19 protein-coding genes and 1 pseudogene are annotated in these 21,236 nt (G+C 61.7%); 7 read left to right on the forward strand and 13 right to left on the reverse strand.

Going from position 1 to position 21,236, the window contains the following annotated elements; all coding sequences use genetic code 11:
• Positions 1 to 153 (forward strand): annotated as a pseudogene (locus G0P99_RS00005) (S-(hydroxymethyl)glutathione dehydrogenase); the annotation flags it as partial.
• A gap of 67 nt (positions 154 to 220) precedes the next feature.
• Here G0P99_RS00005 and G0P99_RS00010 read toward each other — a convergent pair.
• From G0P99_RS00010 to G0P99_RS00045, 8 genes are all read right to left on the reverse strand, one after another.
• A complete protein-coding gene (locus tag G0P99_RS00010) occupies positions 221 to 1,036 on the reverse strand; it encodes a hydroxypyruvate isomerase family protein (RefSeq protein WP_164126507.1) in 816 nt (271 codons plus the stop codon).
• Positions 1,037 to 1,042: 6 nt separating this feature from the next.
• A complete protein-coding gene (ltnD, locus tag G0P99_RS00015; protein ID WP_164126509.1) occupies positions 1,043 to 1,939 on the reverse strand; it encodes an L-threonate dehydrogenase in 897 nt (298 codons plus the stop codon).
• 27 nt (positions 1,940 to 1,966) lie between these two features.
• On the reverse strand, positions 1,967 to 2,794 hold the full coding sequence (locus tag G0P99_RS00020; protein ID WP_164126511.1) for a polyphosphate kinase 2 family protein: 828 nt from the start codon (positions 2,792 to 2,794) through the stop codon (positions 1,967 to 1,969).
• Positions 2,795 to 2,855: 61 nt separating this feature from the next.
• Positions 2,856 to 5,282, reverse strand: a complete 2,427-nt coding sequence (locus tag G0P99_RS00025; RefSeq protein WP_164126513.1) for an FAD-dependent oxidoreductase — start codon at positions 5,280 to 5,282, stop codon at positions 2,856 to 2,858.
• A gap of 200 nt (positions 5,283 to 5,482) precedes the next feature.
• Entirely contained in the window at positions 5,483 to 6,544 is a 1,062-nt protein-coding gene (locus tag G0P99_RS00030; protein WP_164126515.1) for a methyltetrahydrofolate cobalamin methyltransferase, read from the reverse strand.
• A 10-nt stretch (positions 6,545 to 6,554) separates the two neighbouring features.
• Positions 6,555 to 7,484 (reverse strand): methylenetetrahydrofolate reductase, encoded by a 930-nt coding sequence (locus tag G0P99_RS00035; protein WP_164126516.1) that lies wholly within the window; start codon positions 7,482 to 7,484, stop codon positions 6,555 to 6,557.
• A gap of 26 nt (positions 7,485 to 7,510) precedes the next feature.
• Entirely contained in the window at positions 7,511 to 7,807 is a 297-nt protein-coding gene (locus tag G0P99_RS00040) for a virulence factor (protein ID WP_164126518.1), read from the reverse strand.
• Positions 7,808 to 8,064: 257 nt separating this feature from the next.
• Positions 8,065 to 9,948 carry a PhoX family phosphatase gene (locus tag G0P99_RS00045; RefSeq protein ID WP_164126520.1) on the reverse strand — a complete coding sequence of 628 codons (1,884 nt, stop codon included), beginning with the start codon at positions 9,946 to 9,948 and terminating at the stop codon, positions 8,065 to 8,067.
• Between the two features lie 182 nt (positions 9,949 to 10,130).
• On the opposite strand from G0P99_RS00045, the gene G0P99_RS00050 reads away from it, so the two are divergent.
• From G0P99_RS00050 to G0P99_RS00060, 3 genes are all read left to right on the forward strand, one after another.
• Positions 10,131 to 11,243, forward strand: coding sequence for a Ppx/GppA phosphatase family protein (locus tag G0P99_RS00050; RefSeq protein ID WP_164126522.1), 1,113 nt, complete (start codon positions 10,131 to 10,133; stop codon positions 11,241 to 11,243).
• A gap of 69 nt (positions 11,244 to 11,312) precedes the next feature.
• The gene (locus G0P99_RS00055) at positions 11,313 to 12,575 is read left to right on the forward strand and encodes a SulP family inorganic anion transporter (protein ID WP_164126524.1); all 1,263 of its coding nucleotides are present in this window, start codon (positions 11,313 to 11,315) and stop codon (positions 12,573 to 12,575) included.
• 72 nt (positions 12,576 to 12,647) lie between these two features.
• Positions 12,648 to 13,349, forward strand: coding sequence for an RlmE family RNA methyltransferase (locus G0P99_RS00060; protein WP_164126526.1), 702 nt, complete (start codon positions 12,648 to 12,650; stop codon positions 13,347 to 13,349).
• On the opposite strand, the gene G0P99_RS00065 is transcribed toward G0P99_RS00060, so the two are convergent.
• The 3 genes from G0P99_RS00065 to G0P99_RS00075 form a co-directional block, all read right to left on the reverse strand.
• Positions 13,346 to 13,600, reverse strand: coding sequence for a hypothetical protein (locus tag G0P99_RS00065; RefSeq protein WP_164126528.1), 255 nt, complete (start codon positions 13,598 to 13,600; stop codon positions 13,346 to 13,348). The two genes, G0P99_RS00060 and G0P99_RS00065, sit on opposite strands and share 4 nt — an antisense overlap.
• A gap of 101 nt (positions 13,601 to 13,701) precedes the next feature.
• Positions 13,702 to 15,609, reverse strand: a complete 1,908-nt coding sequence (locus G0P99_RS00070; protein ID WP_164126530.1) for a multiheme c-type cytochrome — start codon at positions 15,607 to 15,609, stop codon at positions 13,702 to 13,704.
• A gap of 10 nt (positions 15,610 to 15,619) precedes the next feature.
• Positions 15,620 to 16,489 (reverse strand): YihY/virulence factor BrkB family protein, encoded by an 870-nt coding sequence (locus tag G0P99_RS00075; protein WP_164126532.1) that lies wholly within the window; start codon positions 16,487 to 16,489, stop codon positions 15,620 to 15,622.
• 109 nt (positions 16,490 to 16,598) lie between these two features.
• Here G0P99_RS00075 and G0P99_RS00080 point away from each other — a divergent pair, with 109 nt between their 5' ends.
• Genes G0P99_RS00080 through cls form a run of 3 tightly spaced genes read left to right on the forward strand, consistent with a single transcriptional unit; the run spans position 16,599 to position 20,264 of the window.
• Positions 16,599 to 17,681 (forward strand): AI-2E family transporter, encoded by a 1,083-nt coding sequence (locus G0P99_RS00080; protein ID WP_164126533.1) that lies wholly within the window; start codon positions 16,599 to 16,601, stop codon positions 17,679 to 17,681.
• Positions 17,678 to 18,799 (forward strand): acetoin utilization protein AcuC, encoded by a 1,122-nt coding sequence (locus G0P99_RS00085; RefSeq protein WP_164126535.1) that lies wholly within the window; start codon positions 17,678 to 17,680, stop codon positions 18,797 to 18,799. The genes G0P99_RS00080 and G0P99_RS00085 overlap by 4 nt, the downstream gene beginning before the upstream one ends.
• 52 nt (positions 18,800 to 18,851) lie before the next feature.
• The gene (cls, locus tag G0P99_RS00090; protein ID WP_164126537.1) at positions 18,852 to 20,264 is read left to right on the forward strand and encodes a cardiolipin synthase; all 1,413 of its coding nucleotides are present in this window, start codon (positions 18,852 to 18,854) and stop codon (positions 20,262 to 20,264) included.
• Here the strand turns inward: cls and G0P99_RS00095 are convergent.
• Both G0P99_RS00095 and G0P99_RS00100 read right to left on the reverse strand, forming a co-directional pair.
• Complete coding sequence (locus tag G0P99_RS00095) at positions 20,261 to 20,695, reverse strand: potassium channel family protein (protein WP_164126539.1); 435 nt, start codon at positions 20,693 to 20,695, stop codon at positions 20,261 to 20,263. The two genes, cls and G0P99_RS00095, sit on opposite strands and share 4 nt — an antisense overlap.
• A 100-nt stretch (positions 20,696 to 20,795) precedes the next feature.
• The gene (locus G0P99_RS00100) at positions 20,796 to 21,143 is read right to left on the reverse strand and encodes a hypothetical protein (protein ID WP_164126541.1); all 348 of its coding nucleotides are present in this window, start codon (positions 21,141 to 21,143) and stop codon (positions 20,796 to 20,798) included.
• Positions 21,144 to 21,236: the final 93 nt, after the last annotated feature.

Here is a 21,236-nt window from a genome sequence, read left to right on the forward strand (position 1 = left end):
CGGACGGATGTGCCCAAGATCGTGGACTGGTACATGGACGGCAAGATCGAGATCGACCCGATGATCACCCACACGCTCAGCCTCGATGAGATCAACAAGGGGTTCGAGCTGATGCACAAGGGCGAAAGCATCCGCGCCGTCGTGGTGTATTGAGCTATCGTTCGCCTGTAAAAACGGGAGTGACCGGCAAGGCACCGGTTGCTCCTGACACAATCTCTCGCTAGCCGTCTTTCGAACGATCATCCACGTCGCCAAAACGCGACTGGGCAGCATTTCGCGCCCATTTTCTCAACCATCCCAAACTCGCGTCCGTATCGCCTCCGGGTTTGTATTCCGCACCCAGTGGTTCCGCGTAGCCAAGATCAGCGATCGTCTCGAAGATATGGTCATAGGCCACTTCGCCCCGGTCGGGTGGGCCCCGGTCTGGAACCGAAGCGAACTGGATATGGCCAATCAAAGGAAGCAGGTTCCTCAGGCGGCGGGTCAGGTCGCCCTCCATCACCTGGACATGGTAGCAATCGAACATCAGTTTCAGGTTCGGTGCTGCAACCTCGTCGATGATCGTGACGGATTGATCCGTCGTGGTCAGGAAATAGCCGGGTGCGTCGAAATGGTTGAGCGGTTCGATCAGGATGGTCAGCCCGTAACGGTTGGCAATTTCACAGGCGAGGCGCAGGTTCCCGACGAAACAGCGATGCGCCTCGGGTCCTCTTGCAAACCCTGCCATGACGTGGATCTTCCGCGCTCCGATCGCGCGGGCATAGTCCACAGCCTCCTCAATAGCGCGGCGCGCCTCTGTCTCGCGTCCGGGCAGCGCCGACAACCCGTTTTCCCCTGCGGTGACATTGCCGCGCCGGGTGTTCAGCCCCAGCATGGGCAGGCCCGTTTCGACCAGCACCGCCGCGACCTCGGTCGCCGGTGTTTCGTAAGGCCAGTGGCATTCCACCGCCGCGAACCCGGCAGCATGCGCCGCCCGGATCGCATCCGGCAGGCTGCGGTCAGTCCAGAGAAATCCCAGATTGGCCGAAAACTCCATATAAGCTTACCCTTCGCCCGGAAGGGTAAGCCCGGCATTGCGGGCATAGACCTTGGCCACGGCCGCATCATCCTCGGCCCCCAGACCCATCCCTGCCGCCGCCAGAAACTGCTGCATTGCAGCAGCCGTGATCGGCGCCCCGAATTGTGCCTTGCGCGCGATATCCAACACGATGCCCAGATCCTTGGGCCAGATGTTTACCGAACTATGCGGGGCATAGTCGCCCGCCACGATATGCGGCGCACGGTTTTCCAGCATCCAGCTGGTACCGGCGCATTTGCTGATCACCTCCAGGAACTGGTCGGGCGCAACCCCCTGCGTCATGCCAAAGGTCAACGCCTCGGCCATGGCGGCGATATGCACTCCCGCCAACATCTGGTTTACCGCCTTCATGGCGCTGCCCGCACCGGCCCCATCGCCCAGTTCAAAGACGGTTTCGGCAATGTTGGATAACAGCGGGCGCGCCGCCGCAAAGGCCTCGGGCCTGCCCGACGCCATCACACTGAGCAGCCCCTCAGCTGCCTTGACCGACCCGCCTGAAATCGGCGCATCGAGATAGTAAACACCATGTTCGCCACAGCGGGCTTCCATCTCGCGGGCGAAATCCGGTGGCACGGTCGCGCAGGACAGGATCACGGCGCCGCTCTTGAGTCGCGGTGCAATTCCGTCAGCCCCGAACAGAACCGTTTCGGTTTGGGCCGCATTCAGCACCACAACGGCAACGGCATCCAGAGTTCCCGCGATCTCGGGCATCGCACCGGTCTGACCGCCCTGGGCGCGAAACCGGGCAACCTGTTCGGCATTGACGTCAAAACCCCAGACCTGGTGTCCGCCACGTAACGCCGAAATGGCGATGCCATAGCCCATGGACCCAAGTCCAATCACGGCAACCTTTTGCGTCAATTGTCTGCCCCTCTCGTGGTGTTGTGCCTATTCTGTCCGCGACCGCAGGCTGTCGATCAGTTCACGTTCGACATTCAGGTGTTTGCCTGCCGCGTCAAGCGTTCGATGGTCCAGATGCTGCGGATCAAGATCAACCCCCTTGGCCAGCGTCTTTGCCACCGCGTCCAGTGCAGCAATGCGGGCGTATCTCTTGTGATTGGCCGGAATCAAGGTCCAGGGGGCGATCCGGGTCGAGGTCTTGGCGAACATTTCGTTTACCGCCTCCTCGGTTTCGCTCCAGCGGGCGCGATTGCGAAAATCCTCATAGGTCAACTTCCACCTTTTGAGCGGGTTGCGGAGCCGTTCTTCGAACCGCCGCATCTGCTCGTCCGGCGAGATATGGAAGAACAGCTTGACGATCCGGGTGCCGTCATCAATCAGCATCCGCTCGAACTCGTTGATCTCGCGGTAGGCCGCCCGCCATCGGTTTTCGGGCGTCAATTGTTCGATCCGCTCGACCATGACGCGCCCATACCAGCTGCGATCAAAGGCGCTGATCGCGCCTTCGGGCGGCAGACGTTCCCAGAATCTCAACAGGTAATGGCGATTTAGATAGTAGTTGCGCGGCGCCCCGACCGGCCAGACCTTGAAACTGCGCGGATCAAGCGCCTGGCTGATCCGGCGAATGGCGCCTCCCTTGCCCGCCGCGTCCCACCCCTCGAATACCAGAACGGCCTTGTGCCCGTGAAAAAGGTAAGCCTGCTGGATGCGTGACAGTTTCAACTGCAACTTTGCCAACTGATCCAGGTACCGGGCCTTGGGGATCGTCAGTGTCAGATCCGCATCAGCCAGGCTGAGTGTCTGTTTCGTCTTCATCTTCCGCCTTGCGCCTTTGGCGCGTTTCCGCGGCCCAGTGTTTGCGCCCTGCGCCCGGAAATCAAGTGTCGAGCGCCCGTAACCGACGGTTATCTGGGTCATAAGGGCTGGCCGCGATGACCCGAGCGGGAACATCCAGCCCGATGATATCGATACTCACGGCGGTTCCGACGGCTGCGTGCTCTGGCAGCACATAAGCCAGTGCCAGGTTCAGGCCCGTCCGATGCCCCCAATCGCCCGAGGTTACAGTGCCCACCACCCTGCCCACTACCATGACGCTGGCGCCTGCATGGGCCGGGGCTACGTCCGTTTCCACCGCGAGGGTGACAAGTTGCCTGCGTTCAGCCGATCCAAGTCGCGCCATCAAAGCGTGTTTGCCCAGGAACGCCTTGTCCAGATCCACGAACCGGTCAAGCCCCGCCTCAAATGGATCGAACTCGGTGATCAGATCCGCCTTCCAGTGAAGATACCCTTTTTCGAGACGCATCGAGTCGATGGCGCGGGAACCGAAAAGGCACATGTCATGATCGGCACCGGCAACACGTAACGCGCGCCAGACCGACAGGCTCTGCGATATGGGGACGTGAATCTCAAAAGCTTCCTCGCCCGAGTAGCTGACCGCCATAACTACCGCCGCCGCGATACCGACATAAGCGCGCCGAACCGATAACCAGGGAAAGGCGGAGGCTGACCAATCGCCCCGCGCCACCAACCCCAAAACAGCGCGCGCCTTGGGACCTGCAAGGAGAAGTATGGTCATCTCGTTGGTCAAGGCGCGCAAGGAAACATTGCCATCCTTGGGCAGATGTGCCGACAACCAATCGAAATCGTGCCACTCGGCCGCTGCGGCAGATCCATACCAGATCGTATCTTCGTCCAGCCAGGCCAGCGTTGCCTCGGATTTGATGCAACCCTTGTCATTGAGCAGATAGGTCAACCCGACCCGCCCTGCGCGTCGCGGCAATTTTCCACAGACGAGCCCGTCCAGCCATTCCCGCGCCCCAGACCCGGTGATCTCGATCCGGTTAAACCCGTTGACTTCCGTCAGGCCAACACCGGATTGCACCGCGGCAACGTCCCGTGCGAGAACATCGAACGTTTCGTTGAACCGGAAATCATGGGTTTCCTTGAACGCCGCGTCAGGGCGGATATAGGCCAGCCGCTCCCATCCGTTCACCACGTCGAACACCGCGCCTTCGGCTTCCAGCACCGGATAGAGCGGCGTCGTCTTTACTGGCCGTCCCGCCGGGCGATGTTCGTGCGGGAAATGGAACCGGAACTCGTTCTGATAGTCCTCGATCGCCTTCAGCGCAGTCAGTTCGGCGGTCCCGTGGGCCGTGAACCGGCGCGGATCCAGTATCCAGGTATCGTAACAGGCCTCGCCATGCACGATCATCTGCGCCAGCAGCCAGCCATGGCCGCCGCCTTCGCCCAAGCCGGCGCGCAGCCCAATGATGCAGAACACATTGCGCTTGCCCGGGACTGGCCCCACCAAGGGCGCCCCGTCGATCGTATAGGTGATCGGGCCATTGATAACGGTGTGAATGCCCACCTCTCCCAACGCCGGAATGCGCGCCACGGCCCCTTCGAACACGTCTGTCACCCGGTCCAGATCGTCCGGGCAGAGTGCATTGACAAAATGCGGGTCAATCCCGTCCATGCCCCAGGTCCGGCAATCCTGCTCATAGAAGCCGACCAGCAACCCGTTCTTTTCCTGGCGGCAATAGAAATCGTCGATCGGACAGCGGATCAGCGGCATCCGGTGGCCCGCGTCACGAATGGCTGGGATTTCCTCGGTCAGCAAATACTGATGCTCCATAGAGGCCACGGGATGATGCACGCCCATCATCGCGCCTACCTCGTTCACACGGTAGCCACAGGCGTTCACCACGATTTCGGCTTGGATATCGCAATGGGGCGTGCTGACGATCCAGCTGTCGTCAGGCAATTGCCGCAGGGCGGTCACCGGTGTCTGGCGATAAACCTCGGCCCCCGCCTTGCGCGCCCGCCGAACCAGCGCCTGACACAGCTGCGCCGGGTCGATATCGCCATCCAGCGGATCCCACAGCCCGCCCAGCAGGTTGCCTTGGGTGATCAGCGGATGACGCCGCTCACATTCTGCTGCGTCGATCACCTCGAACTCCACCCCCATGCCCCGCGCCATCGAGGCAAAGTGGCGATAACCCTCCATGACCCGTTCGGTATTGGCCAGACGGATGCCGCCATCGCCATGGTGATAGGTGATCGGATAGTCCGGGTCCTCGGCCAGTTCCTTGTAGAGCCGGATCGAATGCGATTTCAGCCCCACCATGGTCTGGTTCATGCCGAAATTGGTCACCTGCGCCGCCGAATGCCAGGTGGTGCCCGAGGTCAATTCGTTCCGCTCCAACAGCATCACATCCGACCAGCCCTCCTGCGTTAGATGATAGAGCGTCGAACAGCCAGCGATGCCGCCCCCGATCACCACGACTCGTGCCGATGTCCGCATGAAGCCCTCCCGCGTTTTGCGTCAGGGAACAGGCGGCGCTGATTTCCGTCAATCGAAGAGGCGCGGATTTGCAAAGAGCGCATGTTGTTTCGGAAAAACGAAACCTCATGGCTTCTTTCTGGTATGAAATACGCCGGGATAGAGCTTCAAAATGAAAAGGCCGGGGAAAATCCCCGGCCCTTCGATCAATTCAGAACCTGTCAGGCGCGGCGGCGGCGGCTTCCGGCGCGGCCACCCCGGCCCCGACCTTCCTCGCCCTCGGCTGCGGGCGGTTTGTTGAACCGGATCCATTCGGCGCCGTGGGCGTCGTTGTTGGTCAGCAGATTGGCAGCGCGGATGGCCTCCATCTCCTTGCCCGCGCGCGGCAGGGTCGAGCCCAGGCCGAACATGGTCACAAAAGTCTCGTCATCCATGCCCTCGGGCAGGATGATGCCGGCGGCAGCCACGGCCTCACGCTTTTCGGCAATCGCCTTCTGAGTGATCGGCAGCGCCACCGGGTTCATGATCGCGCTGGTCATGCCCGCGCCCATCGCCATCGGCAGGAAGGCGTTGTTGATGCCGTGCCGGTTGGGCAGGCCGAACGAAATGTTGGAGGCGCCGCAGGTGGTGTTCACGCCCAGTTCCTCGCGCAGGCGACGCACCAGGGCAAACACCTGCTGACCGGCGGTGGCCATGGCACCGATCGGCATCACCAAAGGATCGACCACGATGTCATGGGCCGGGATGCCGAAATCGGCCGCGCGTTCCACGATCTTCTTGGCGACGGCAAAACGCACGTCCGGGTCTTCGGAGATGCCGGTGTCGTCGTTCGAGATCGCCACAACCGGCACGTTGTATTTCTTGACCAGCGGCAGGATATGCTCCAGACGCTCTTCCTCGCCGGTGACCGAGTTCAACAGCGGACGACCCTCACAGGCCTCCAGACCGGCCTCGAGCGCACCCGGCACCGAGCTGTCGATGCAGAGCGGCACGTCGACGAGCCCCTGCACCAGCTCGACGATCTTGCGCATCAGCGGCGGTTCGGTCTCGTTCGGGTTGGGGTTGGAGTTATAGACAACACCCGCGTTGATATCGAGAACGGTGGCCCCGGCGGCAACCTGGGCGATGGCGTCCTTTTCCACGGTAGAGAAATCGCCCGCTTCCAGCTCGGCGGCCAGCTTCTTGCGGCCCGTGGGGTTGATCCGCTCGCCGATCACGCAGAACGGCTGGTCAAAGCCGATGATCGCGGTTTTTGTTTTGCTTTCAACGATGGTGCGGGTCATGTCTGGCCTTTCAGGTCGGGTTTACGGGGCGGGTGCTGGCACCGCCGTTATTGATCGCCCAGGTGGCATTGGTCTTGATGCCGCCCAGCGGGAAGAAGTGCACGTTGGTGATGTTGAAATCGGGATTGGCGGCCTTGTAGGCGGCCAGCTCGGTCACGACATCAGTGGGTTCATAGGGCAGCAGCAGCTTGGACACGTCCATCGCACGCTTTTGCAGCACTTTCAGCGAGGGGCCGACGCCGCAGGCGATGGCGAACTTGATCAGGGTCTGAAGCTTGGCCGGGCCTGCAATGCCGATATGGATCGGCAGGTCGATACCGGCGGCCTTTAGCCCGTTGGCCCAGGCGATGATCGGCTTGGCCTCGAAACAGAACTGGGTGGCCAGCGCCATCTGGGCATCTGTGGTTTCGCTGAACTTCTGTTTCCAGCGCAGCGCGTCCATCACATTGGCATCGCCGCCCTTGGGGTCGATATCCTTGTTGCCCTCGGGGTGGCCCGCGACGTGAAGACGCTTGAACCCCGCCTTGTCGAACAGGCCGGTTTCCATCATCTGCATCGAGCAGTGGAAATCACCATGCGGCTCGGCCACACCACCGGCCAGCAAGAGTGCCTGCTCGACCCCGGCTTCGCCCTGGTACATGGCGATCCAGTTCTCCAGCGTCTTGGCGTCCTTGATGATGCGCGCCGGGAAGTGCGGCATGACCGGATAGCCCTCGGCGGCCAGCCGCTTGGCGGTTGCCACCATGTCCTCGATGGGCGTGCCTTCGATATGGGCAATGTACACCCGGGTGCCAGCGGGCAGCAGGGCGCGGAAATCCTCGACCTTTTCCGCAGTGCGCGGCATCACCTCGATCGAGTAATCCTTGAGAAAGGCCTCGACGGTGGGGTTCACGGGGCCGTTTTCGACCGTCTCGCGTTTCTTGAAGTTCAGCAAAGCCATCGCGGCCTCCCATATGCTCTTCGGGCTCATGCCCAACCGTCGTTTGCGATCAGCGCCTTTATGCGCTCGCGATCGTATTCCCGTTCCAGACGCTGGGCTTCGGCCTCGACGATCTCCGCCGGGTCACCGGCGACCTCGTAGGGCTCGGCCTTGCGCCACTCGGCCAGGTAGGCATCGGTGTCCTGCGCGCCCACCTTCATCGCGGCGCGGTCGATGGCCTGCTCGAACCGTTCCTCCAGCTGACGCTTGGCGCCGCGGCGGCCCTTGCCGACAATGACCTGTGCCGGGATATCCCGCCAATAGACGATGGTGACCTCGGGCATACCGTCGATTCCTCCTGATCCGGTGAGCCGGTTCTAGCTGGCAATATGGGGCGGGAGAGGTCCGATTTCGACACGTGCGCACGTTACAGCGACCTTTGTCGTTTTCGGACCTTCCGCGTGTTCGACGTGCAATACCAAGGAACGCCGGACATGGCTTGCCCGAATTCTTCACCAAGATGATGAGAACCGGTCATGTCGGAAAGAGAAACCCCGGAAACGACACGGTTCCCGGGGTCGATTGCGTCAAATGGAAACGCTCAGCCTACGAGGCCGCCATCCTCGCGCGTGACCACGATGATGGCCGAGCGCGGCACGCTGTCGCCGCCATCTGGCCAGTGGCTGTTGCCCTCTTCGCCCGGGTGCTGAACCCCCACGAACATGGCGCGGCGGTCGCCCGACCAGCAAAGGCCGGTGATCTCGGCCTCGCGCGGGCCGACCAGGAAGCGGCGGATTTCGCCCGTCACCGGATCGCCTGCCAGCATCTGGTTGTTGCCCTGACCGGCAAAATCACCCTCGTTGGAGTACTTGCCGTCGGTCTGGATCCAGAGCAGCCCGTTGTTGTCAAAGGCCAGCCCGTCGGGCGAGTTGAACATGTTGCCCGCATTGACGTTTCCTGACCCCGCATAGGCATCGGAATGCACCGTCGGGTTGCCCGCCAGCACGAAGAGATCCCAGTCGAACCCTTCTGCGGTATGGTCGCCGCCTTCGGGGCGCCAGCGTACGATCTGGCCATAATTGTTCTTTTCGCGCGGGTTCGGCCCCTCGGCCGGGGTGTCGTCGCCGCCCTTGTTCGGCTTGACGCCCCGGTTCTTGTTGTTGGTCAGCGCGCAATAGACCTCGTCCGCGTTCGGATTGGCGGTGACCCATTCGGGGCGGTCCATGGTGGTGGCGCCCAGCTTCGAGGCGGCGATCCGGGTGTGAATGCAAATCTCGGCCTGAGACATGCCGGTGGCCTCAGGCGTCAGCGCCAGCCACATGCCCTTGCCCGATGCGTCGAACTTGGCCGCATAAAGCGTGCCGTTTTCCATCAGCTCGTCGGTATCGACACCGGCGGCATAGACCCCGTTCGAAACATAGCGGTAAAGGAACTCGCCCCGCTCGTCATCGCCCATATAGATCACCAGACGCCCGTCGCGGTTGACGACGCATTCGGCATTCTCGTGCTTGAACCGGCCCAGCGCGGTGCGCTTCTTGGGGGTCGAGTTCGGGTCGCGCGGATCGATCTCGACCACGTAACCAGCGCGATTGGGTTCGTTGGGGTTCCTGGCCACGTCGAACCGGTCATCGACCCGCGCCCAGCCATAGCCCCAGTCCTTGGCCGAAACGCCATAGCGGTTCAGTTCAGGGGAAACCTCGTGCGCCTCATCGACGGCCGAGAAATAGCCGTTGAAGTTTTCCTCGCAGGCCAGATAGGTGCCCCATGGGGTCTTGCCCGAACCACAGTTGTTCCAGGTGCCAAAGGTCACCGTGCCAGTCGGATCGGCGGCGGTCTTCATCAGGTCGTGACCGGCGGCGGGGCCGGTCAGCACCATCTCGGTGCGCGGCGTGATGCGGCGGTTATAGGGGCTGTCGGTGACAACCTGCCACCGGCTGCCATCATGGGCCAGCTCGACCACGGTCACGCCATGGGCCAGCATGCCCTTTTCGACATCGTCATCGGTCTCGGCCTTACCCTCGGCCCGATTGCCCCAGATGATCTCGCGGTTGGTGTATTCGTTGTTCACCACCAGCAGCGTGCGGCCCTGGTGATGGAACACCTCCATCCCGTCGGTATTGTCGCCAAAGGCGCGGGCCTGGCTGGCAGCGGTGCCGCGCGTGGTCTGGTCGAACATCACCCCGTCCGACCACAGCGGATCGGCCCAGCGGACCAGAATTTCGGCCTTATACCCCTGCGGCACCACGATCTCGTCTGCGGTCGAGGCGGCAACCGCTTCGAAGGCGAACCGGTCGACCGCAGCTTTAGCTCCGCGCGGCAGAACCGCACCGCCAAGCGCCGCGAACCCGCCCATTGCCAGCACGCCGCCCAGGAAGCCACGGCGCGACAACGCCTCTTCGACCACTTGGTCGAAATCGCAATTGTCGGGGCGCGGGTTCACCGCCTCATCAAATTCGTCGAATGTCAGGGTGCGGTCGTTTTTCATAGCGTGCTCCATGGCTTGCCAGCAGAATCCGTTCCGGCGCACAGGCCGGCTTTCGGGGATGCAGTCGCATGGCTGTGTTAAACCTATATGACGGTTCTGCCGCTGGGCGCAGTGAATTCTCTTGCGCCCCGTCTGATCGGATCCTAGGCTCAAGGTAACACGAAATCGGAGGGCGTGACATCATGACGCCCAAGCGTCCCACAGGTGCGGGCGCGTTCCCGAAAGCGGTCGAAAGCCCCGCGCCGAACAGGCCGGATCCGGACGCCCTCTATGCGGCGCTCGATCTTGGTACAAACAGTTGCCGCATGCTGATTGCCCAGCCCAAGGGCAGCGGGTTCCATGTGGTAGACAGCTTTTCCAAATCCGTTCAGCTCGGTGCCGGGCTTGAGCGCACTGAAAGGTTGTCCAGAACCTCGATGGACCGGACGATCCAGGCCCTGCGTATCTGCCAGCAGAAGATCAAGCGCAACAAGGTGCGCCGTATGCGTCTGGTCGCCACCGAGGCCTGCCGCAGGGCCCGCAACGCGCGCGAATTCATCCGCGATGTCAAGCGCGAGACCGGTCTGACGCTTGAGATCATCCAGCCCGAGGAAGAAGCCCGGCTGGCGGTGATCTCTTGCGCGCCTCTGGTCTCGACCAAGACGGAACAGTTACTTGTCGTCGATATCGGCGGCGGTTCTACCGAGCTTGTGTGGATCGACCTGAAATCGGTGCCGCGCCGCGACCGGCCGTCAGCCATCATGCGCCTGCATGCGGGGTTCCACCCCTCGGAAAGCCCGTTCCCTGCCGCCAAGGTGATCGACTGGATCAGCGTCCCACTTGGCGTCGCCACGCTGCGCGACCAGTTCAACGATGTCGAGGATGATGCCGCCCGCTTTGCGCTGATGAGCTGGTTCTTTGAAGAGCAATTGGCCGATTTCGTCCCCTATCGAAACGAACCCACACGCGAGCGGTTCCAGATTGTCGGCACCAGCGGCACGGTGACCACCGTCGCGGCAAGCCATCTGGGGCTGAAACGCTATGATCGGACCAAGGTAGATGGGCTGCGCATGACCAGCGAGCAGATCGACAAGGTGATCCGTACCTATCTGGACCTTGGCCCGCAGGGCCGCCGCCGCGACCCGCGTATCGGCGAAGACCGGCATGCGCTGATCATGTCGGGTTCGGCCATCCTTCAGGCACTCCTCAGATGCTGGCCGACAAACCGGCTGTCGGTGGCCGACCGGGGCCTGCGCGAAGGACTTCTTTATGCGCAGATGAGCGCGGATGGGGTGTTGGAGGATGGTCCGTTCTGAGGTAACGCGCAGTCATTCCCGTTCCGGGATGCGACCGGGTTCGCCTGTTTGCGTGCAACGGGTGCCAAGATGAAACCTCAGATTCTGTCGACCCTGCCAGGGTATACGAAAGGGGCCTTCGGCGCAGACCTTGGTGCGGGCCTGACCGTTGCGATGGTCGCGGTCCCCCTTAGCCTGGCAATTGCAATCGCCTCTGGAGCATCGCCGTCCTCGGGTTTGGTGACGGCTTGTGTCGCCGGGTTCCTCATCTCGCTGCTTGGCGGCAGCCATGTTCAGATCGGTGGACCGACCGGCGCATTCATCGTCGTGGTCTATGGGGGCATCGCGGCACACGGGTTCGACGGCTTGGTCTTGGCCACGCTAATGGCGGGCGCAATTCTGGTGGTTGCGGGTTTCCTCAAGGCGGGCAACCTCATCGCATTGGTGCCCGAACCTGTCGTCACCGGCTTTACCATAGGTATCGCGGTGATCATCGCAACCAGCCAGATCGGCGATTTGCTGGGAATGACGACACCAGAGATGCCTGCCGCTTTCCTTCCCAAGCTTCAAACCCTCTGGGAGGCCCGCGACACCGCCGATTGGAGCAGTTTCGCAATCGGCGTTCTCTCTATCCTGATGATTGCGGTGTTGCGCGCCCGCTATCCCCGATTTCCAGGTCTAATCCTCGCCATCGGGGCCGCTTCGGTATTGGCCGTTCTGACTCACCTGCCCGTCGAAACCATCCAGTCCAGGTTCGGTGACCTCCCCCGTGGCCTGCCTGTGCCGAAGCTGCCCGAACTCTCATACGCGCGCATCGTCGAGTTACTACCATCGGCATTTGTCATCGCTTTCCTTGCGGGGGTAGAGTCGCTGCTTTCGGCCCTGGTTGCGGACCGGATGATCGGCGCGCGCCATCGTCCGAATGCCGAGATCCTGGCGCAAGGTGCGGCAAACCTGGGGTCAGCCTTGTTCGGCGGCCTTCCAGCGACCGGAGCCATCGCAAGGACTGCGACCAATATCCGGGCCGGCGGGCGTACCCCTGTGGCCGGGCTGGTGCATGCTGTGACCGTTCTTTCGGTGCTGTTCTTCGCCGGTGATCTTGTTGGTCAACTGGCCTTGCCCGCCTTGGCGGGTCTCTTGATCCTCACGGCATGGAACATGAGCGAGCCTCACAAATGGCGTGGCTACCTGAGCGGTTCCCGTTCTGATACGGTTCTCATGTTCCTCACCTTGCTGCTCACGGTGTTTGCCGATCTGACCGTGGCCATCGGCGTCGGTGTTTCCGTGGGCTTGGCCCTGCGCCTGCGTCGGCGCAAGGTGCCGCCCGCCGATTGGTCGCCCCCGGACAGGTAACAGGTGCCTTTCCCGCTTGCCTCAACCGGGGCAAGCCGCTATCTCGTCTTGCCTATCCGACAGGAGCGCACCATGGCCAAGAATACATCCGGACGCGGACAGCGTGACCTTAAAGTCAAGGTAAAGACCGCGCGCGGGCGTAAACTCAGCTCGACGCGCTGGCTGCAACGGCAGTTGAACGATCCTTACGTGAAACGTGCGCAGGCCGAAGGGTATCGCGGGCGCGCGGCATTCAAGATCCTGGAACTTGACGACAAGTTCCGGTTTCTGGTGCCTGGCGCCCGGATCGTGGACCTGGGTTGTGCGCCCGGAGGTTGGTGCCAGGTTGCGGTGAAGCGGGTCAATGCGCTGGGCGAAAAGACCGGCAAACGGATCGGAACCGTTCTGGGTATCGACCTGCAAGAGGTCGAGCCCATTGCCGGTGCAGAACTCTATCAGCTTGATTTCCTGTCCGAGGGCGCCGACGAACAGATCAAGGAATGGTTGGGCGGCAAGGCTGATGTGGTCATGTCGGACATGGCCGCTGCTTCATCGGGGCACAAACAGACCGACCACCTGCGCATCATCTCTTTGTGCGAGGCGGCGGCGTACCTGGCCTTTGACATTCTGGAAGAGGGCGGCACATTCGTTGCCAAGGTTCTGGCGGGCGGCGCCGAGGGCGAGCTGCAAAAACTGCTGAAGCAGAAATTCACCAAGGTTGCGAATGTGAAACCGCCGGCTTCCCGGTCGGACAGTTCCGAGAAATTCGTGGTGGCCACCGGGTTTCGGGGCTAACCCGGCAACGGTTTCCAGCGGGTCCGATTTTTCGGTGCACGTGCGTTCATGTGCTGGATATCCTGGATGGCTGTCGCCAAGGTTTGGGGACGCAGCGAAGCAAAGGCCCTGCGTTGCAACTTGGCTTCGTCCACCGAGGACAGATCAAAAGGCCCGGCACGCAGCCGCGTGGCTGTTTCGTCGGACGCCGTCTGCTGTCGCAACAATTCGAACAGCATCGCGTGGCGCATTGGCAAAGGATCGGTTGGCATGGCAACCCTGTGGCAGCTTGGGGCAGAACCACCCCGAGCCGTCATCCTGCCAGCCCGATGCGCCGATCCGATGGCCCGCATGTGGCGGTTCTGCGGCGAGGTCAGGGGCCGAGGCGCATTGATAGCTGCCGCAATCTGGGATCTTCCGGCAACACGCTCAAGGCCTGGCGCAACAGGCGTCTTGCAGCGTCACGCCCCTCGGTCAGTTCGGTCACTTCGATCAGTATCGGCCAGGCTTCGGCGCGCTGCGGGTCCATCTCGACCACCTCGCGGAACGCACGCGCAGCTGCGGGCATGTTGCGCAGCCTAAGGGCCATGCCCCCAAGGACAAGATGGGTTTCGGGAAAGTCCAGGCGCGTTGCCAGGGATCGCTGCAACTCCCCTGCCCCTTCGCGCCAAATCGCCGCCTGGCTGCGTGTCAATGCGCCATGCGGCAGGTCGATCAGTTCTTTGGCCGCCGCAATACGCACCGCCTTGAGCGGGTCCTGCAATAGCGGGATCAGGCGCGCCGCGCGCGCCTCGGGCGACAGCGGACGTTGCATTGCAACGGCGCCCGCGCGCACAAGCGGATCGGGATCTGCCAGCAACGGCGTCAGTAGTTCAGCATCGTCAACCGTAAGCGCCGGCTGAAGCAGGAACAAGGCTGTCGCCCGCACGATGCCCGGTTGCTCCCCATCCAGCGCCAACGCCACCAGATCGCCAGCAGCGGCATCCGGATCAGTTGTCGCGCGGGCAAGGACCTGTCCGTAATGCGGACCCCGTCGATCACTGTTGGGAAACCATTCCCCTATCTTCTCGGCGGCCCAATCCTGGTCCTTGTCCGCATGACAATCTGTACAGGCATCCGGCCCGCCGGTTTCTGCCCCCAGATCCGGACGCGGAATACGAAAGGAATGATCGCGCCGCTCGTCTATGCCCATATACGTCCGTACGATCATGTGGCAGCTCTTGCACTGGGCACCGTCACTGTCCGGAGCGTGTTGGGTGTGCAGGGGGGTGTCGTACTCGGCCAGTCTCAGGCTGGGGAAAGCGGGATTGCCTGCCGGTGAATGGCATTGGGTGCAAACGGCGTTTCCCTCGGCCTTCAAGGTGGCCCCGTGCGGTTCGTGACAGTTCACGCAAGACACACCACGCGCATACATCCGCGATTGCAGGAAGGAGCCGTAGACATAGACTTCGTCCAGTATCTGACCATCGGCGTGGTAAAGACCAGGGCGCAGCAGCGACAGCGTATAGGCATCGTGATAGGCGGTCCCCGGCAGCGGATTGCCGTCGGCGAGCGGTTCCCGCCGGGAATGGCAGCCCGCGCATTGTTGGACCAAGGTTTCTGACTGCGCCGCATCCAGGGTTACCGTGAACCCAAATGAATCGAGCCCCTCGTCCGGTGCCTTTCCCGTGGTCCATTCGACATGGGCCGATCCCGGGCCGTGACAGGCTTCGCAGCCGACACCGATTTCAGCCATGCGAGGTTCATAGCGCTGGCTTTGCGTTCGGTAGTTTCGGCTGTAACCTGTTGCATGGCATTCAGCGCACCGGGCATTCCAGTTCTTGTAGGGCCCGGTCCAGTGCAGTCCGTCATCCGGCGGCAAGTCCTGGTCAGGATAAAGCGGATACCACTGTCGCCGGGCCACATCCCAGACCAGATCAAAACTCTGCTGCCGTCCCGGTTCGGTTTCGAACAGGTATTGCTGAAGCGGAGCGATACCCGCGACGGAATGCAGCCGATAATCCGTGACCGACCCGTCTGCCTCGGTCACCGTGGCGAAGTACTCCGCGCCCTCGCGACGGAACCTCGCACTCATGCCCCCATGGCTGAATTCCGTTCCTTCAAAATCGGCCAGAACGGTATCCGGCCCCGGTTCTGTCCAGGCCAGAGCATGATGCGAGCCAGACCAGGCTGCTGCCTCCTCGGTGTGGCAGCCGGTGCAGGCGGCGCTGCCCACGTAATCCGGCGCCTGGGCCAGGACCGGGGCCGCGAGCCAGACAAGAAGGCAAGACAGTCGCAGCATGAATACCCTTTCAGACGATCGAATCCGCGTCGTCATTCGCCCTCAGGTCAATGAGGGCGCCGTTGAACTCTGCCCCGAGAATCAGGATCGCGGCATTGAGATAGAGGAAAATCAGCGCCGCCATTGCCCCGGCCAGACCGGCATAGGTTGCGCTATATGCAGAGAACTCGGAGATGTAGATTGAAAAGCCCCAGCCGCAAACCGCCCAAAGCAAGAGGGTCAGAAGCACGCCCGGCAGAATCTGAACCAGGGAGTGACGCTTGGCCGGCAGTATCGCGTGGCAGATCAGCACGCCACCCGCAGGCATCGCGACGATGAAGATCCAGCTCAGGCGCTCGACAGATAACCAGTCCGGCGCCTCGCCCGGCAGGGCCTGGGTGACCAGATTGGTATAGATCGGCATGACCACTTCCATGGCGGCAACCGCCATGACAATGGCACCACCCCCCACGACCAGCCCGATACACAACAGCCGGGTCTTCCAGAACGGCCGGGTATCGGTATCGTGGTACGCCCGTGACATCGCCTCGCGAACGGCATCCACACCGTTCGAGGCAAAATAGACTGCCAGCACGCCGCCAACGGTCATCACCTTGGAATTGGCACCGTCCAGCACGGCTTTCAACTCTGTCACGATGGGCGCTGCGACCTGATCGGGCCAGGTCCCAAAGATAAGTTCGATCAGATCGTCGGTGACATAGTCTTGGCTCAGGCTGCCAGCCAGGGCCACCGTGAACAGGATAAAGGGAAACAGCGCCATCATCATCGACATGGCGACATGGCTGCTCATGACGAAACCGCTTTTCGTCTGGAACCTTGCCAGCGCCAGCACAAACGCCCGCAGCGGAAACAGGAGCGAGGGATTCGTCAACGTGCTCATTAGGTTACTCTAGTGGTACGTGCTGCCGCCTCATAGCCCGAAGCGCCGTGATTGCGATTGGTGGTCCGCCCGTGCAACATGGCAGGCAAACGGGACAAAGGACCACACCATGACCAGACGGCAGCAAAACACCGAGCAACGCCCGGTCCGGCTCTCGCTGGCTTTGGTTCGCGATCTGTCGATTGTGCTCACTCTGGCCATTCTCGCCCTCTATGCGGGATCCGGATTTCTGATTCCTCTGGCCCTGTCGTTTCTGACCTTTGTCCTGATAACCGCTGTCAGCGACCGCGTGCGCGATTGGGTGAATGCACCTGTCTGGTTGGCCAATCTGCTGGGTATCGTGCTGGTTCTGGCGGGGCTTTTTGCCATCATGTTCGTGATCGGCGGCCAGGCCACGCAATTCGCGCGGGCAATCGGAAACTATGAAACCGCGTTCGACGGCGCGGTCACCCGGATGGCCGCCCTTCTGGGACCCGAGATGATGGGATTTGCCCGGGACACACTGGCAGGCGTGGACCTGTCGCGACTGACACGGGGCGCCGTTGGGGGAGCGACCTCAGCTCTCAACACATTTTTGCTGGTATCGCTATACGTTGCCTTTCTGATGGCCGAACGACGCACATTGCACCACAAGATGCTTCTTGCCGCCCGCGATCCGCAATTGGGACAAGACATGGCGAGCGTGATGGATGCGATCTCGACAAGTTTACAGCGCTATCTCGGGGTCAAGACCATCATCAGCCTGTTGACCGCCGGCATCAGCTATACCGTTTTTCGCCTTCTTGGGCTTGAGTTTGCGGAAACCTGGGCGGTGCTGACCTTTGCGCTCAACTTTATCCCGTCGATCGGTTCGATCGTGGCGGTGATCTTTCCGGCCTTGGTTTCGCTGGTGCAGTTCGACAGTGTGACCCCCTTTTTGATCATCGTCTTTTTCTGTGGAACGGTGCAGTTTCTGATCGGTAATTTCCTGGATCCCGCGATGCTTGGCCGGTCGCTGAACATGTCGAGCTTCATGGTCATTCTTTCCCTGACATTCTGGACTGTTCTGTGGGGGCTGATCGGCGCCTTCCTGAGCGTGCCTCTGACCGTCTGCATCCTGATCGTGTTCAGCCATATTCCGGCGATGCGCCCACTGGCGATCCTGATGTCCAAGGACGGCAGCCTGTCGACCGAAGACGAACCACAGGCATGACGTCTCGCGCCGTTTTTATCGGGTCCGAGATCTACCGGCGCTCGACCTATGGCGGGCAACACCCGCTGGCAATCCCGCGCGTGTCCACAGTCATCGACCTCTGTCGCGCGCTGGACTGGTTCGCGCCCGGAGAGTACCGCAACAGCCCGCGCGCCAAACCGGCCGCACTGACCGCGTTTCATACCGCCGACTATATCGCCGCGCTGCAACGCGCCGAAGATCGTCAGACCGTAACCGAGACAGATCGCAGCCAACATGGGCTGGGCACCCTGTCCAACCCGGTCTTTCCCGAGATGTTCCGGCGTCCGGCCACCGCGGCCGGCGGCTCACTTCTGGGGGCAGAGTTGGCGCTCAGCGGTCTGCGTGTGTTCAATCCCGGTGGCGGCACGCATCACGGTTTCGCTGACCGCGCAGGCGGATTCTGCTATCTGAACGATCCGGTCCTGGCCATCCTCGCCATGCTGAGAGCCGGGTTGGACCGCGTGGCCTATGTCGATATCGACGCGCATCATTGTGATGGGGTTGCCTCGGCCTTTCACGGATCGCGGCAGGTGCGGATGATCTCGCTGCACGAGGACCGGCGCTGGCCGTTCACCGGCGGTGTTTCGGATACCGCGGGCGAGGCCGCGTATAACATTCCTGTTCCGCGCGGCTTTAACGATTCCGAATTCGATCTGATCCTGAACGAGGCGATCCTGCCCGCGGTCGCGGGTTTCCACCCGCAGGCCATCGTCCTCCAATGCGGGGCAGACGCCGTTGCCGAGGATCCGCTGTCGCGGCTTGCCCTGTCCAACTGGTGCCACTGGAAAACCGTACACGCCTTGCAGGAGATTTCCCCTCGCCTGCTGGTTCTGGGTGGCGGCGGCTACAATCCCTGGAGTGTTGCCCGGCTGTGGACGGGTGTCTGGGCCGCCCTGTCGGGTCGCGCCATTCCAGACTGGTTGCCGGATCGGGCCGAAACCGTGTTGCGCGGATTGGATTGGCGGCGTCAACGCGGCCGAGATCGCCCGGCACCGTGGTTTACGACGCTACAAGACGCGCCCCGTCCGGGTCCGATCAGACCCGAAGTTCGACAGATCCCCGGACAGATTTCGGCACGGCTATCGACTTGGGCCTGAGGGCGCAGTTCACCTCTGTACCATTTCGAAGACTTCGGGTTAGGCTGCGCTTATGTGGGCAGCTTTTCTATCCCTCATTGTTGTGCTGTTGTACGCGACCGCAGTGTTCTTTGCGGTACGCGCGGCGCAAACAGCGCGTACCCCTCAAGGTGCGGTGGGCTGGGTGGTCTTTCTTATGACCCTCCCCTGGGCATCCGTGCCGCTTTACATGTTTCTGGGGCATCACCGCTTTCGTGGCTACCGGATCGCCCGGCGGGAAAGCGAACGCGTGGTCGCAGGCCTCAAGGCCCATGCGGACGCTATCGCACCGGACCCGCTCAGTCTGAGCGTCAACGCCCGCCCCTTTGAGCAGATCGCCCATATGGCTATCAGCCGGGGCAACGGTGCCCGTTTGCTGACCGATGGCGATGCCACGTTTCAGGCGATCTTCGCAGCAATCGACGCGGCTCAATCCTATGTTCTGGTTCAGTTCTACATCGTGCGCGACGACGAACTGGGGCTAGAGTTGCAAGATCGGCTGATCGCAGCGGCCCGGCGGGGTGTCAGGGTTCGCTTCATGACGGATGCCATCGGCAGCCATGGCCTGCCTGAGAGCTACTTCCGCGATTTGCGCGATGCCGGGATCGATGTTGCCGATCCGCGAGATCAAAGGGGGCCAAATTTCCGGTTCCAGATCAATTACCGCAATCATCGGAAAACGGTCGTTGTGGATGGAAAGACCGGTTTCATCGGCGGCCACAATGTCGGGAACGAATACCTGGGCCAGGATCCGGTTTTCGGAAACTGGCGTGACACACATGTCGAGATTTCAGGGCCGTCGGTCCTGCAACTGCAACTGATCTTTTGCGAGGACTGGCACTGGGCGCATGGCGAGGAGCTGCTGGACGAATTGTCCTGGCAATCCGTCCTCGATCCGCAGGACCGCAATGCGCTGATCGTTGCGACAGGACCCGGCGACGGTTCCGAAACCGGTTCGATGATGTTCTTTTCCGCAATCGCTGCCGCGCAACAGCGGTTCTGGATCGCTTCGCCCTATTTCGTGCCCGATCTCGATATCCTTGCTGCGCTCAAGAATGCCGCAATGCGGGGTGTAGACGTCCGACTGCTGGTGCCCGACGTGGTCGATCACAGGATCCCTTGGCTGGCCGCGTTCTCGTATTTCGACGAGATCCGCGCCGCCGGTGTCATGGTCATGCGATACACTGATGGTTTCTTGCACCAAAAGGTCTTTGTCGTGGACAGCAGCATCACGGCGGTGGGAACAACAAACCTCGACAACCGCTCTTTCCGGCTGAACTTCGAAGCGATGGCGCTGTTCTTCGACGAGGCCATGGCCGAGGAAACCGCCCAGATGCTTGAACGGGATTTTCGCCATAGCTATGAGCTGACCGAACCCCTTTCGGCGCAACCCGGCTACATCCGGTATGGCGCGCCGCTGGCCCGGCTCTTTGCGCCGATTCTCTAGCGCGGCAGGCGCCCTTCAAAGACCCGGGTCATCAGCGCTACCAGATAGGCGGTGGACAAGCCAAAGGCCAGCAGACCGGCAACCGCCGCGAATGCCGCGAAAATCCTCAAACCCGGACCCAGAACGATATCGCCGTAGCCAAGGGTCGTATAGGTGACGAGCGAGAAGTACAGCGCGTCGTTCCATTCCGTCAGAACATCGAACCAAACCCAGACACCGGCCCATAGCCAAACCTGGATCGTATGCGCCAGCACGATAAAAACCAGCGACACGGTTATGATGCCCGCAGTCCGAAGGCTTCGCGTCCAGTGCCGGAACCGTTCCGCCAGATGGGCGATCGACAGCGTGCACCAGGCCAGAAGCACGACTTCGATCACAAAGCATATGCCCAGGAAAAGACTGCCCCACGTGATCTGTTGTAGAAGTGTCATCAGTTCTGTTGCTTCGCCGTTCGAATTCGGCGCGACAATGTAAGCCCGGCTCGCCGATGGCAACCCCGCGCCAGAAATGGGGAACGCGGCGTCACTTTACCTATTGCCGCGTCGACATGCAGTCCTGGAACGTTCTGCGATAAATTTTCTGCTGCCTTTTCTGTTCGAACCGTTCTGATGCGGCCGATCCCGCATAAGCGGGTACGCCGGGCGTAGCCGGGCCGGACGAGCGGGAAACACCCACTGCGACCGAGCCGCCGATCCGTATGGACGCCCGGCCATCGCCGATCTGTGTATCGCGGATGCCCGCCTGCCGCATCGCCCGCTCATGACAGGATTGCGCCGCGTCTTGTGCCGTGGCCGATGTCGCCAGCAACACCAACAACAAGGGTGTGGTTTTGAATAAGGTCATGATGATCCAGATAATGTCTTGTTCTCGGGTTTTCAAATGCTCGGGACCGGCTGCGGCGAATGGTTGCCATTGGCGATCTCGGGCTGGACAGTACCGCAAACCACGCCATTTTCGCCGCGAGGTCGAACA

Origin of the sequence: Ruegeria sp. PrR005, assembly GCF_010500245.1 — a bacterium.
Taxonomy (GTDB): Bacteria; Pseudomonadota; Alphaproteobacteria; order Rhodobacterales; family Rhodobacteraceae; genus Ruegeria_B; species Ruegeria_B marisflavi.